The organism is Microvirga zambiensis WSM3693 (genome assembly GCF_016735695.1).
Taxonomy (GTDB): Bacteria; Pseudomonadota; Alphaproteobacteria; order Rhizobiales; family Beijerinckiaceae; genus Microvirga; species Microvirga zambiensis.
Window position 1 is genome coordinate 120,578 of the sequence record NZ_JAERQD010000017.1, and the last position, 13,214, is coordinate 133,791.

A 13,214-nucleotide genomic window follows, 5' to 3' on the forward strand; every position below is an offset into this window, starting at 1 on the left:
CCGTCCCGGATCGCTCCGGAACGGGTCTTAGCAGGCCAGGAAGACTATCGCGTCAGACGATCAGGAAGTCGGACGCCGTGAGCTTCAGGTTCTTGTCGAGGGTGGCGAATTTGATCGCCGAGAAGGCCGTGCCGGTGCCGTCCGCATCGTAGGAGAGGGCGCCGGTCGACTTGTTGTAGATGATCCGGTCGCCGGCATCCTTCGCCTTCGATCCGATATAGAAGGCAGCGGAGGACAGCTTGCTGCTTCCCGCAAGCGCGGTGAAGATGTCGCTTTCCAGCGCGATGCTGTCGTCGCGGGTGGAGAAGGCGACGATCCTGTCGACGTTGGCTCCGCCAAGTGCGGTGTCGAAATAGAAGGTGTCGCGGCCGGCTCCTCCCGTGAGGCTGTCGTTTCCAAGGCCGCCATAAAGCTTGTCGTGGCCGGCGGCGCCATCGAGCTTGTCGCCACCTCCGTGGCCTTCGAGGATGTCGTTGCCGACCAGCCCGTTGAGCGTGTTACGCCCCTCGTGACCGATGAGAAGATTGGCCTTGGCATTGCCGGTAAGGTTGATGGCTTTTCCCATGCCGACGGCGTCATCGGCCGCGAGACCTTCGAAGATGCTTTTGGCTGACAGGGTCGTGGTCTTGGACACCATCCAGCTGTCGATGCCGCCCGTGTCGATCACGACGTCGAGCTTCTCGTTGAACTTGTAGACGTCGTTGCCGTTGCCGCCCATCAGAATGTTCGGACCCTCGCCGCCGCCGCCGATCAGGGTGTCGTTGCCAGCGCCACCGTCGAGCACGTCGATACCGTCGCCGCCGTCGAGGTAGTCGTCGCCTGCATTGCCGTAGAGCAGATCGCGGCCGACGCCGGCGGTGACGCGCTCGGCATATGCGCTGCCGACGAAGCGGTCGTCCAGGATTGCATCGGTATTGGTATTGAGATCGACCCTGATGATCTGGTTCGCACGTCCCCAATTCGTGAAGACAACTTTTGAGATGTCGAGATCGACCGCCTCGGATGCCGTCGTGAGCTCGATAGCATTGGCTTCGCCAGTCGTCGAACCATCGATGTGAGTGAACGAATGGAAGTTACTTGTTCCGGTGGAGAGAACCTTCGCGACGCCATTGCTCGCAAAGCGCAGTGTGTCGACATTCAGGATTGCCCTGAATTGTGCGGAGCCATGAAGTTCGATCGCATCGTCTTGTGGTCCGGTATTGTCGCCGTGTACGTTTGTCCCGGATACGAAAACGTCAGTCGCTCCTCCATAAACGAGGAAGGTGTCATTGCCGTCCAAGCCCATGACCGTATCGCTTGCGCCATACACGCCGATCCGGTCGTTGTTCTGGCCGCCCGTAATCGTGTCGAGACCAGCGAAAAGAAGCCCGAAGGCTGCGGCGCTGCCGGCACGTTGATAGCCCGAAGCAGCAAACGCAGCCCAAAATGTCGCGAGCGAATTTGGAACTGGGGCGATGTTCTGGACAGCATAAACCTGCTGGCCGTTGGCATCGGTCACGCTGATGCTGGCAATTATGCCTCCAGTTGGAATACCGTTACTGTAAGCGAAATTCGCGCCGCTGAACGCGATGGTGTAGCCATTGATCAGGTTTTTGAGTGAGAAAAGTTCCGCGGCTGCGTTCTGAACTGCCGCACCTACCAAAACTTCATCCAGCGAGAGGTTGGGAAAATCGTTGTTGAAATTATAGCGTGCCATTGTGGCCTCCTGATCAGCCTGCCTCGCAGGCCCAATGGAACGTAATATAGTTTATATTATTGAGTGCGAGCAAACAGACATTTTGGTTTGGCCGGAATAAAATTACTGGCTCTCTGACAAGCGTTCGTTGCGGCTCCTCCCCTGGGGTCGAGCCTGTTCCAGAAAAGGAAACGACAGAACCGAAGCTTAACAGAACCGCTCCAGCCGGATGATCCGGCATGGCTCTCCCGCTGTCGCCGCGGGCGCATGTGGCGGTCGCATCAGCAGGGCGTCGGAGCGCTCCAGGATGCTCAGCATGGAGGAATCCTGCATGAGGTGAGGGGTCGCTACGGGCAGCATCAGGCGCTCGCTGCCGTGAGCCAGGCCGAGAGGCACGTCCTTCAGCGCGAGAGAGGCGCGCATGTAGTCCTGACGCTCCCGGTTGGGCGGGAGGTCCGCTCCCAGGATCACATCCTCCGTCGGATCGTCCGCAGCGCGCTGGTCGCCCAGCAGAGCGCGGATCGCCGGGATCAGGAAGAGGACGGTGCAGACGAGAGTCGAGACCGGGTTGCCGGGGAGGCCGAGCAGCAAGGTCGACCCGATGCGTCCGTGCATGAGCGGCTTTCCCGGCCGCAGGGCGACGCGCCAGAAGCCGAGATCCATGCCTTGCCGGCTCAGAGCCTTCTGCACCAGGTCGTGCTCGCCGACAGAGGCACCGCCGAGCGTGACGAGGATATCGGCGCCGGCATCCCGTGCGGCCCGGATGCGCTCGTCGAGGGATTCGAGCGTATCCCGCGCGATGCCGAGATCGATCGCCTCGGCGCCGGCCTTCTCGGCCATCAGCAGGGTGGCGGGAAGGCTGGAGGCCGTGATCTGGTCCGGCCCCACCGGTTCGCCGGCCCGCACCAGCTCGTCGCCGGTGGCGAGAATGGCGACTTTCGGTCGGCAGCGCACTGTCACGCTGCCATGGCCCATGGCGGCGGCAAGGGCGATGTGGCGCGAGTCGAGGCGAAGGCCAGCCTGCAGCAACACGTCGCCGGCGCGGAAGTCGAGACCGGCCGCGCGGATATGACGAGCGGCGCGGGCTGCCTCCTTCACGATCACCTGGTCCCCGGAGCGCTCCGTATCCTCCTGGATCACCACGGCATCGGCGCCGTCCGGGACGGGAGCGCCGGTGAAGATCCGCACTGCCTCCATGACTCCGACCGTCCCGGTAAAGCGGGATCCGGCGGCGCTGGTGCCGATGACCTTGTATGTTGCCGGAACTGTCGCGCAATCGGCGCTGCGGACCGCGTACCCGTCCATGGCCGAGGCGGGAAAGGGCGGCTGGTCGCGAAGGGCACCGACATCCTCGGCGAGAGTACGGCCGGCGCAGGCGGCGAGGGGCACGACTTCGGACCCGAGCGGCCCGGCGACATTCGCCAGCACGCGGGAGAGGGCATCCTCGACCGAAATCAGGCTCATGGCGCCTCAAAATCTCCCGAGCGGCCGCCGCTCTTGCGGCGAAGGCGGATGTTCTCGACACGCATGCCTTTGTCGGCGGCCTTCACCATGTCGTAGATCGTCAGGCAGGCGATGGATACGGCAGTGAGTGCCTCCATCTCGACGCCGGTCTGGCCGGACACCTTCACCTCCGCCGTCACCCGCACGCCGGGAAGAGTGTCGTCGAGAACGCAATCGACCTTCACCTTCGAGATCAGAAGCGGATGGCAGAGGGGGATGAGTTCGTGCGTGCGCTTCGAGGCCATGATTCCGGCAAGCCGGGCGGTGCCGAGCACGTCGCCCTTCTTGGCATCGCCCTGGCGGATCAGGGCCAGGGTCTCCGGCCGCATGATCACGCATCCTTCCGCGATCGCGGTGCGGCTGGTGACGTCTTTCTCCGAGACGTCGACCATGTTGGCCTCGCCAGCCGCATCGAGATGCGTGAGCGTCGTCATGCGGCTTCGCCGAACAGGAGCTTGCGGGTGGCAGCCGCCACATCCGCCTGCCGCATCAGACTCTCGCCGACGAGGAAGGTACGGATGTCCACCTTCGTCAGGCGCTCGATGTCCTGCAGCGTGAAGATCCCGCTTTCGCCGACGACGATGCGGTCGGCGGGAATCAGCGGCGCCAGCTCCTCGCTCACGCCGAGCGAGACCTCGAAGGTGCGCAGATTCCGGTTGTTGATGCCGACCAGTTTCGTGCCCAGCGGCAGGGCGCGCTCCAGCTCCGCCCGGTCGTGCACCTCGACCAGCACGTCCATGCCGAGGTCATGCGCCGTATCGATCAACGCGCGGGCCCCGTCGTCGGAGACGCTCGCCATGATCACGAGGATGCAGTCAGCGCCCCAGGCGCGGGCCTCGTAGACCTGATAGGGCTCGAACAGGAAATCCTTGCGCAGGGCGGGCAGGCCGGAGGCCTCGCGGGCCTGGGCGAGATATTCGGGCCTGCCCTGGAACGAGGGCTCGTCGGTGAGAACCGAGAGGCAGGTCGCGCCGCCATCAGCATAGGCGCGGGCGAGGCTCGGCGGATCGAAATCGGGTCGGATCAGGCCCTTCGAGGGGCTCGCCTTCTTCACCTCGGCGATCAGCGCGGGCCGGGCTTCCGCGAGATGACGCTCGATCGCTTTCGCGAAGCCGCGCGGCGGCGAGGCCGCGCGAGCGAGACGCTCGATCTCCGCCTGTGGGACGGCGGCCTTCGCGGCGGCGATTTCCTGGCGTTTATAGGCTTCGATCTTGCTGAGAACGTCGGCCATGACCATTCCGCTCAGGCATTCGAGGTTTTGACGAGGCGCTCCAACGTCGCCTTGGAGGCGCCGCTGTCGAGAGCACGCGATGCACGGTCGAGACCGTCGCGCAGGTTCGCCGCCTCGTCCGCTATGACGAGGGCGGCGGCCGCGTTGAGGAGCGAGACGTCCCGATAGGGCGTGCGGGCGCCGTCCAGGACGGCGCGCAGCTGTGCCGCGTTGTGCTCCGGATCGCCGCCGCGAAGTTCGTCCAGCGTCACGGTCGGAAGGCCGACCTCCTCGGGTGTGACGGTAAAGCGCCGGATGGCGCAGTTCTCGAGCGCCGCCACGAAGGTCGGCCCGGTCGTGGTCATCTCGTCGAGGCCGTCGGACCCGTGCACGGTCCACACCTTGGTGGAGCCGAGCTCCTTCAGAACCTGCGTGAGCGGCTCGAGCCAAGCCTCTGAAAACACGCCGAGAAGCTGACGCTTGGCGCCGGCGGGATTGGCGAGCGGGCCGAGGAGGTTGAAGATCGTGCGCGTGCCGAGCTCGACGCGGGTCGGGGCCACATGGCGCATGGCAGCGTGATGGGTCTGCGCGAACATGAAGCAGAGCTTGGTCTCGGCGAGGCAGCTTTGCAGTCCTTCCGGATCGAGGCCGAGCTTCACACCGAGCGCAGACAGCACATCGGCGGTTCCGGATTTCGAGGAGGCTGCCCGGTTGCCATGCTTGGCGACGGGAACGCCGCAGGACGCCACGATGATCGAGGCGAGTGTCGAGATGTTGTAGCTGCCCTTGTGGTCGCCGCCGGTGCCGACGATGTCGATCGCATTCTCGGGCGCCTTGACGCGCAGCATGCGCCCGCGCATGGCCGTGACCGCGCCGACGATTTCGTCGAGAGCCTCACCGCGCACCCGCAGGGCCATCAGGAAGGCGCCGCCCTGGGCCGGAGTGACTTCGCCGGAGAGCAGGTCGTCGAAGGCATCGCGCGCCTCGTCGCGCGTCAGCGACGCACCGGTGGCAACCTTGGCGAGATACGACTTGAAGGATTCCATCTCTCTTACAATCCTGCTGGAGCGGCGGAGCCGCCGGTCGCGCGGTGCCTGGCATTCCAGTCCGCGGCGAGGTCGAAGAAATTGCGCATGATCGTCACCCCGTGCTCCGAGAGGATGCTCTCGGGATGAAACTGGACCCCATGGATCGGCAGCGAGCGGTGCGACAGGCCCATGACGAGGCCGTCGGAGGTCTCCGCCGTGACGAGCAGGTCCTTGGGGCAGGTTTCGCGATCCACGATCAGCGAATGGTAGCGCGTCGCCTTGAACGAGCCGTTGATGCCGCGGAATACGGTCTGGCCGCCATGCTCGACATCCGACACCTTGCCGTGCATCGGCAGCGGCGCCCGCGAGACCGTGCCGCCGAAGACCTGGCCGATGGCCTGCAGACCGAGGCAGACGCCGAAGGTCGGGATATCGGGAGAGGCGCGCTTGACCAGATCGAGACAGATGCCCGCCTCGTTGGGCGTGCAGGGGCCGGGAGAGAGCACGATGGCGTCCGGCGGATGGCCGAGCACCTCGTCCGTCGTGACCGCGTCGTTGCGCACCACGTCGACGGAGGTGGCGAGGGGACCTAGCAGATGCACCAGGTTCCAGGTGAAGCTGTCGTAATTGTCGATGACGAGAACGCGGGTCATGGCGCGCCGACGTTCGCGTAAGCGGCGCCCCCGGTCAAGGGAAGCCTTCGAGAGGATAGTGACTCAGTTTGAGTTCCGATGGGGCCCGGCACACCGTCATTCCGGGGCCGCGCAGCGGAACCCGGAACCCATAGCCACGACGGCTCAGGAGAGAGATGAGCAGAGTTGCGCCGCTTTCTGCAAGGGTGGCGGCTATGGGTTCCGGGCTCGCCTGCGGCGCCCCGGAATGACAGGGCCGCGCCAAACTGAGTCACTACCATTGAAGGTGACCTCATTGCCCAACCCTCGCCTGGCTGGCGAAGCGCACGGCCTCTTCCGCCGCACGGAACAGCGCCTTCGACTTGTTGATGCATTCCTGCTGCTCGGAGGCCGGATCGGAATCGTAGACGATGCCGGCGCCGGCCTGGACCGCCATGCGGCCGTCCTTCACCACCGCCGTGCGCAGCACGATGCAGGTATCCATCTCGCCATTGGCGCCGAAATAGCCGATGCAGCCGGCATAGGGACCGCGCTTGTCCTTCTCCAATTCGTCGATGATCTGCATGGCGCGCACCTTCGGGGCGCCAGAGACCGTGCCGGCCGGAAAGCCCGCGATGAGCGCGTCGAGAGCATCGAAGCTCGGATCGAGCCGTCCCTCCACGTTCGAGACGATGTGCATTACCTGGCTGTAGTATTCCAGGAAGAAGGAATCCGTGACCTGCACGGAGCCCATCTCGGCCACGCGGCCGACATCGTTGCGGCCGAGATCGAGCAGCATCAGGTGCTCGGCGCGCTCCTTCTGGTCCGCGAGAAGGCTCTCCGCATGGGCGTGGTCCTCGGCGGCCGTCGCGCCGCGCGGACGCGTGCCGGCGATGGGACGGATCGTGACCTTGCCGTCGCGGACCCGCACGAGGATCTCGGGCGAAGAGCAGACGATCTGGAAATCCTCGAAGTCGAGATAGCAGAGGAAGGGAGCCGGATTCACCCGCCTTAAGGAACGGTAGAGCGCGAAAGCGGGCAGGGCGAAGGCCGACTCGAAACGCTGGGACAGAACCACCTGGAAGATGTCGCCGGCGCGGATGTAGTCCTTGGCTTTCGCCACCATCGCCTCGAACTCTTCCGGCGTCGTGTTCGAGACCTGCGGATCGAAATGGATCTTGGTCGGATCGCTGCGATCGTCGATCGGCAGCGGGCGTTCCAGCGCGGCGGTCACCTCGTCGAGGCGCGCGAGCGCCGTTTCGTAGGCCGCCTTGGCCGAGACGCCGGCTTGCGGGCGTACGGGTGTGATGAGCGAGATCTCGTCCTTCACCGCATCGAACACCACCATCACGGTGGGGCGGATCAGGATCGCGTCCGGAACCTTCAGCACGTCCCGGTTCGGCTCGGGCAGCCGCTCCATGAGGCGCACCATGTCGTAGCCCAGATAGCCGAAGAGGCCGGCCGCCATGGGCGGCAGGTCGTCTGAGAGGGGCAGGGCGCTTTCCTGGATCAGCGCGCGCAGACTCTCGAGCGGCGGACGCTTGTCCACCTGGAATTCCTGCATGCGGCTCAGGGCATAGCGGTCGATCGACGCCACGCCGTCCTGGCAGCGCCAGACGAGATCCGGATCGAGCCCGATCATGGAGAAGCGGCCGCGGGTCGCTCCTCCCTCGACGGATTCGAGCAGGAAGGCGGAGCCCTTCCGCTCATGCCGCAACTTCAAAAAGGCTGCGACCGGGGTCAGCAGATCGCCCACGAGGGTCGCCCGCAGAACGCCGGCTTCGCCCTCCTGATAGGCCGCGGCGAAGGTGTCGAAATCGGGCGCGATCGTCATGGCTTACAATTCGCCGCCCGTCGCCTGCCTCAAGGCCTGCTGGTTGATCTTGACGCCGAGATCCTGGCGCACCTGGGCGATGTACTGGCTGATCAGATCGTCGCCGAAGCCGGTGCGGAGCTGGTTCTCGGTGTTCTGCGCCGCCTGCGTCGTGGTGACCAGCGGCGGCACGGTCGCGGAGGTGACCTTGAACACGGCCCGGGACTCAGGCCCGTTCGCCGCGTTGCCGGCCTTGCCCACGGGCACCGCGAAGATGCGGTTCACCGCCTCGGCGGCGAGAGCGTCCTTCGCGGTGTTACGGGCGAGATCCGTGGCGTTCACGACGGAGGCGCCGGCCTCCTGCGCAATGGCCTCGATGGCTTCGCCCTTGTCGAGACGTTCGGTGAACTGGCGGGCCTTGTCCGACAGGCGCTGGTCCACCTGATCCTCGCGCCACCGGGCAGAGACCTGATCGCGTACCTCGTCGAGGTTCTTCTCGCGCGAAGCCTCGATGCCGGTCACGTCGTACCAGACATAGCCGGTGCCGACGCGCAGAGGCTCGTTGTCGACGCCGATATCGGAGGCGAAGGCGGCTTTCACCACCGCGTCCTTCTCGGGGATGCTGACCGGGTTGCCTGCCTTGTCGAGACCGCTCGCGTCCACGGCGGGGACCTGGATCAGGGTCAGGCCCTTCTCCTTGGCGATGTCGGCCAGCGGCTTGGCGCCGGCACGCAGGTCCTCGATCTCGTCATGGGTGCGCTCGATCTGATCCTGGGCGCGCTGGACGGCGAGCTCCTGGCGCAGCTCGGCCGCGACCTCATCGAAGGGGCGCACGGCCTCGGGCTGGATCTGCGTCACGCGCACCAGAACGGGTCCGAAGCGGCCGGTGATCGGCGCGCTCGTCGCGCCCTGATCGAGGGCGAAGGCAGCATCGGCCACAGCCTGGTCGAGCATCTCCGCCTTGGTGAAGGTGCCTAGCTCGAGGCTCTCGGGCGACACGTTCCGCTCGGCGGCGAGGGCCTCGAAGGTCGTTCCCTCCTTCAGCTTGGCAGCCGCTGCCTCCGCCTCGGCCGGGGACGGGAAGTTGATCACCTGGATCGTGCGGCGCTCGGGAGTGCCGTACTTCGCCTTCTGCTGCTCGTAAGCCTGCCGGGCATCCGCGTCGGAGATGCTGGCGGGTTTGGCCAGGGAGGCGGCATCCAGAGCCATCACGTTCACGGCCCGATACTCGGGAGCCCGGAACTCGCCCCGGCGCTCGTTGAAGAAAGTCTGGAGCTGTTCCGGCGTGACGGCCGGGATGTCTCCGGCCGCTGCCTGGTTGAGCAGGATATAGGAGGCGGCGCGGCGCTCGCTGGCGTAGCGGTGCATGGCCTCCTTGGCGGCCACCGGCACGTTGACGTCGCCGGCGATCGCCTCGGCGAGGTGGAGGCGGGCCATGGCGGCGCGCTGCTCCAGCACGAAGCCCGGCTCCGAGAGGCCGATATTGCGCAGGGCCTGATCGAAGAGCGCCCGGCTGAACTGGCCGTCGGAGCCCTTGAAGGCGGGGTTGGTCATGATCGAGGCGGCGACGAGCTGATCGGAGACCGAAAGCCCCATCTGCTTGGCCTGCTCGGCCATGACCGCCTCGTTCACCAGATTGTTGACCACCTGCTGGTCGAGGCCGAAGGTGCGCGCCTGCTCAGCGGTGATGACCGTGCGGAACTGGCGTCCGAGGCGCTGCATCTCGTTGGTATAGGCATTGCGCACCTGATTGACCGAAATGGTGGTGCCGCCCACCTCCGCCACGGTGGAGGCGGGCGTGACGCGGAAGATGTCGCCGATGCCCCAGATGGCGAAACTGACGATGAGAGCGCCGAAGAAGATCGTGGCGATGGCCTTGCCGACCACGGTCTGCCCAGCCTTGCGCATGTTCCGAAGCATCGTGAACCCGTTTTCCAAAAACTCGTTAAACCTGCCGATAAACGATCAGCGCCTCTACGAAAAGGGCAAGTCTGGTTGAAAGAGGGCGTAAGCCTCTGCTAGTGCCAACTTATCAAGCGTGACAGGAGTGCCTCACATGAGCGTCGATAGGCCGCGCCCGCTGGTTGCGGGAAACTGGAAGATGAACGGGTTGAAAAGCTCGGCCAATGTGCTGGAGGAGATCCATGCCGGTTACACGCCTGGTCTCAAGGCCAAGGTGGAGCTGGCTGTCTGCCCGCCTGCGACGCTGATCGGCCTGCTCGCCAAGCGCGCCATCGGCTCGCGCATCGCCATCGGCGGCCAGGATTGCCATGCCAAGGAGTCGGGCGCCTATACCGGCGACCTCTCGGCCGAGATGCTGGCCGACGCCGGCGCGACCTATGTGCTCGCCGGCCATTCAGAGCGGCGGCAGTACCACAAGGAAAAGGACGTGGACGTCTGCGCGAAGGCAGTCGCCGCCCATCGGGCGGGCCTCACGGCCATCGTCTGCGTCGGCGAGACGCGGGAGGAGCGCGAATCCGGCAAGACCCTCGGCGTGGTCCGCAAGCAACTGCGCGGGTCGATCCCGGTCGATTCGAACAGCCACAACCTCGTGGTCGCCTATGAGCCCGTCTGGGCCATCGGCACGGGCCTGACCCCGACCGCGGCCGATGTGGCCGAGGTCCACGCCCTGATCCGGGACGAACTGCGCCGCCTCGTCGGCAAGACCGATTCCGCCCGGGTCCGCATTCTGTACGGCGGCTCCGTGAAGCCCTCCAACGCCGCCGAGCTCATGGCAGTGGAGAACGTCAACGGCGCCCTGGTCGGCGGAGCGAGCCTCGTCGCGGCCGATTTCCTGGCGATTGCCGGGGCTTATCTGGGGTAAAATGGCCCATTTCACGTCATGGCCGGCCTTGTGCCGGCCATCTCGATAGGAAAAGCGCCGCGCTCTTCTGATCGGGATCACCGGCACCGATCCCCGGATCAAGTCCGGGGAGGTGATGACATAGAGAGGCTTGGGCTTCCGCGCATGCGGAAAACCGACCTTGCGGGTCTTTGATCCTGCGCCCACCTATGCTACAGGCCGCCGCAACGAACGGATTGCGAGCGGCTGACGCCTTGTGCGCAGCCGCTTGAGGTTTTTGGAAACGATGCAAACAGTTCTCATCATTGTCCACCTGATCATCGTGCTCTCCCTGATCGGTGTGGTTCTCCTGCAGCGCTCCGAGGGCGGCGGAATGGGTCTCGGCGGCGGCGGTGGCGGCGGCGGTGTCTCCGGCTTCATGACCGGGCGCGGCCAGGCCAATGCGCTCACCCGTGCGACCGCGATTCTGGCGGCACTCTTCTTCGTGACGAGCATCGCGCTCACGGTTATGGCGACTTCTACCCGGGCTCCGCGCTCCATCCTCGACGGCGCCGCACCGGCAGCGCCGGCTGCAGGCCAGCACGCTCCGGCCGCGCCGCAGGGCGGCAACGTGCTCGAGCAGTTGCAGCGGCTCCAGGGCGAACAGCCGGCGAGCCCGGCACCCGCTCCCGGCGCTCCGGCGCCGGCAGCGCCTCAGCAGTAAGCGAAACCAGGGCCGGACCTTCCGGCCCTCTCTTTTTGTGGATGGGTTTCGGGCGGTCCGGTTCGCGATTGCGAATCGGCCCCCGATGTTTATGGATAGGGGTCCATGACGCGGTACGTATTCATCACCGGCGGCGTGGTGTCTTCGCTCGGCAAGGGACTGGCTTCGGCGGCCCTGGGAGCGCTTCTCCAGGCACGCGGCTACAAGGTTCGGCTTCGCAAGCTCGACCCATATCTCAACGTCGATCCGGGGACGATGAGTCCCTACCAGCACGGCGAGGTCTTCGTGACCGACGACGGCGCTGAGACCGATCTGGATCTCGGACATTACGAGCGCTTCACCGGCGTGCCGGCCACCAAGGCCGACAACATCACCACCGGGCGCATCTATCTCGACATCATCACCAAGGAACGGCGCGGCGATTATCTCGGCGCCACGATCCAGGTGATTCCCCACGTCACCAACGCCATCAAGGACTTCGTTCTTACCGGGAACGAGGGCTTCGACTTCGTCCTGGTCGAGATCGGCGGCACGGTCGGCGACATCGAGGGCCTGCCGTTCTTCGAGGCGATCCGCCAGCTCGGCAACGATCTGGAGCGCGGGCAGGCGATCTATGTCCACCTGACGCTGCTGCCCTTCATTCCGTCCGCCGGCGAGCTGAAGACCAAGCCGACCCAGCACTCGGTCGCGGAGCTGCGCTCCATCGGCATCCAGCCCGACATCCTTCTCTGCCGCACCGACCGCGAGATCCCGAAGGACGAGCGCCGCAAGCTCGCCCTGTTCTGCAACGTGCGCGAGACGGCCGTCATCGAGGCGCGGGATGCCCGCTCGATCTACGACGTGCCGCTGGCCTATCACCAGGCCGGGCTCGACAGCGAAGTCCTGGCAGCCTTCGGCCTCGATACGGCCAAGGTCCCCGACCTCTCTCGCTGGACCAATATTTCCGAGCGCGTGCACAACCCGGAGGGCGAAGTCACCATCGCCGTCGTCGGCAAGTACACGGGCCTCAAGGACGCCTACAAGTCGCTCATCGAGGCGCTGCACCACGGCGGCATCGCCAACCAGGTCAAGGTGAACCTGGAATGGATCGAGAGCGAGATCTTCGAACATGAGGATCCGGCTCCGTTCCTGGAAGGGATCCACGGCATCATGGTGCCCGGCGGCTTCGGCCAGCGCGGCGCCGAAGGCAAGATCCGGGCGGCCCGCTTCGCCCGCGAACGCAAGGTGCCGTATTTCGGCATCTGCTTCGGCATGCAGATGGCGGTGATCGAGGCGGCGCGTTCGCTCGCCGGCATCCGGGATGCGAGTTCGACCGAGTTCGGGCCCACTTCCGAGCCGGTCGTCGGCCTGATGACCGAATGGCTGCGCGGCAACGAGCTCGAGAAGCGCTCGTCCAGCGGCGATCTCGGCGGCACCATGCGGCTCGGGGCCTATCAGGCCTCGCTCGCGCCCGGCAGCAAAGTCGCCGAGATCTATGGCGGCACGGAAATCTCCGAGCGCCATCGCCACCGCTACGAGGTCAACATGACCTATCGCGACAAGCTCGAGGACAAGGGCATGCGCTTCTCCGGCGTGTCGCCGGACGGCGTGCTCCCCGAGATCGTGGAATACGAGAACCACCCCTGGTTCATCGGTGTCCAGTATCACCCCGAGCTGAAGTCGCGTCCCTTCGAGCCGCATCCGCTCTTCGAGAGCTTCATCCACGCGGCCGTGGTGCAAAGCCGGCTGGTTTAAGCTTCCATGCTCGGACGTGATCACCGGCCCTGTGCCGGTGATTTTCTTTTCGAGAGCCGCTGGCTCACCTCTCCTTGAGGGAGAGGTCGCGCCGGAGGCGCGGGTGAGCGACTGTCTTGTTGGTCAAGGGTTTT

Annotated in this window: 11 protein-coding genes; 3 read left to right on the forward strand and 8 right to left on the reverse strand. The window is 65.5% G+C overall.

The window, feature by feature from the left end; genetic code table 11:
- Positions 1-52: 52 nt before the first annotated feature.
- The 8 genes from JKL46_RS15025 to JKL46_RS15060 all read right to left on the reverse strand — a co-directional run bounded on the left by JKL46_RS15025 (position 53) and on the right by JKL46_RS15060 (position 9,760).
- A complete protein-coding gene (locus JKL46_RS15025) occupies positions 53-1,696 on the reverse strand; it encodes a calcium-binding protein (RefSeq protein ID WP_201834138.1) in 1,644 nt (547 codons plus the stop codon).
- A 186-nt stretch (positions 1,697-1,882) separates the two neighbouring features.
- Positions 1,883-3,139, reverse strand: a complete 1,257-nt coding sequence (locus JKL46_RS15030) for a molybdopterin molybdotransferase MoeA (RefSeq protein ID WP_201834140.1) — start codon at positions 3,137-3,139, stop codon at positions 1,883-1,885.
- Complete coding sequence (gene moaC, locus JKL46_RS15035) at positions 3,136-3,612, reverse strand: cyclic pyranopterin monophosphate synthase MoaC (protein ID WP_201834142.1); 477 nt, start codon at positions 3,610-3,612, stop codon at positions 3,136-3,138. The genes JKL46_RS15030 and moaC overlap by 4 nt, the downstream gene beginning before the upstream one ends.
- Positions 3,609-4,409: an indole-3-glycerol phosphate synthase TrpC gene (gene trpC / locus JKL46_RS15040; RefSeq protein WP_201834144.1), complete on the reverse strand. Its 801-nt coding sequence runs from the start codon at positions 4,407-4,409 to the stop codon at positions 3,609-3,611. Before trpC ends, moaC begins: the two co-directional genes overlap by 4 nt.
- An 11-nt stretch (positions 4,410-4,420) precedes the next feature.
- Positions 4,421-5,434, reverse strand: coding sequence for an anthranilate phosphoribosyltransferase (gene trpD, locus JKL46_RS15045; protein ID WP_201834146.1), 1,014 nt, complete (start codon positions 5,432-5,434; stop codon positions 4,421-4,423).
- 5 nt (positions 5,435-5,439) lie between these two features.
- The gene (locus JKL46_RS15050) at positions 5,440-6,069 is read right to left on the reverse strand and encodes an anthranilate synthase component II (protein WP_201834148.1); all 630 of its coding nucleotides are present in this window, start codon (positions 6,067-6,069) and stop codon (positions 5,440-5,442) included.
- A gap of 271 nt (positions 6,070-6,340) precedes the next feature.
- Positions 6,341-7,861 carry an anthranilate synthase component I gene (trpE, locus tag JKL46_RS15055; RefSeq protein ID WP_201834150.1) on the reverse strand — a complete coding sequence of 507 codons (1,521 nt, stop codon included), beginning with the start codon at positions 7,859-7,861 and terminating at the stop codon, positions 6,341-6,343.
- Positions 7,862-7,864: 3 nt separating this feature from the next.
- A complete protein-coding gene (locus JKL46_RS15060; protein WP_201834152.1) occupies positions 7,865-9,760 on the reverse strand; it encodes a SurA N-terminal domain-containing protein in 1,896 nt (631 codons plus the stop codon).
- Positions 9,761-9,896: 136 nt separating this feature from the next.
- Here JKL46_RS15060 and tpiA point away from each other — a divergent pair, with 136 nt between their 5' ends.
- From tpiA to pyrG, 3 genes are all read left to right on the forward strand, one after another.
- Complete coding sequence (tpiA, locus tag JKL46_RS15065; protein WP_201834153.1) at positions 9,897-10,664, forward strand: triose-phosphate isomerase; 768 nt, start codon at positions 9,897-9,899, stop codon at positions 10,662-10,664.
- A 265-nt stretch (positions 10,665-10,929) separates the two neighbouring features.
- Positions 10,930-11,346, forward strand: a complete 417-nt coding sequence (secG, locus tag JKL46_RS15070) for a preprotein translocase subunit SecG (RefSeq protein ID WP_201834155.1) — start codon at positions 10,930-10,932, stop codon at positions 11,344-11,346.
- A gap of 105 nt (positions 11,347-11,451) precedes the next feature.
- Positions 11,452-13,080 carry a CTP synthase gene (gene pyrG / locus JKL46_RS15075; protein ID WP_201834157.1) on the forward strand — a complete coding sequence of 543 codons (1,629 nt, stop codon included), beginning with the start codon at positions 11,452-11,454 and terminating at the stop codon, positions 13,078-13,080.
- Positions 13,081-13,214 lie beyond the last annotated feature (134 nt).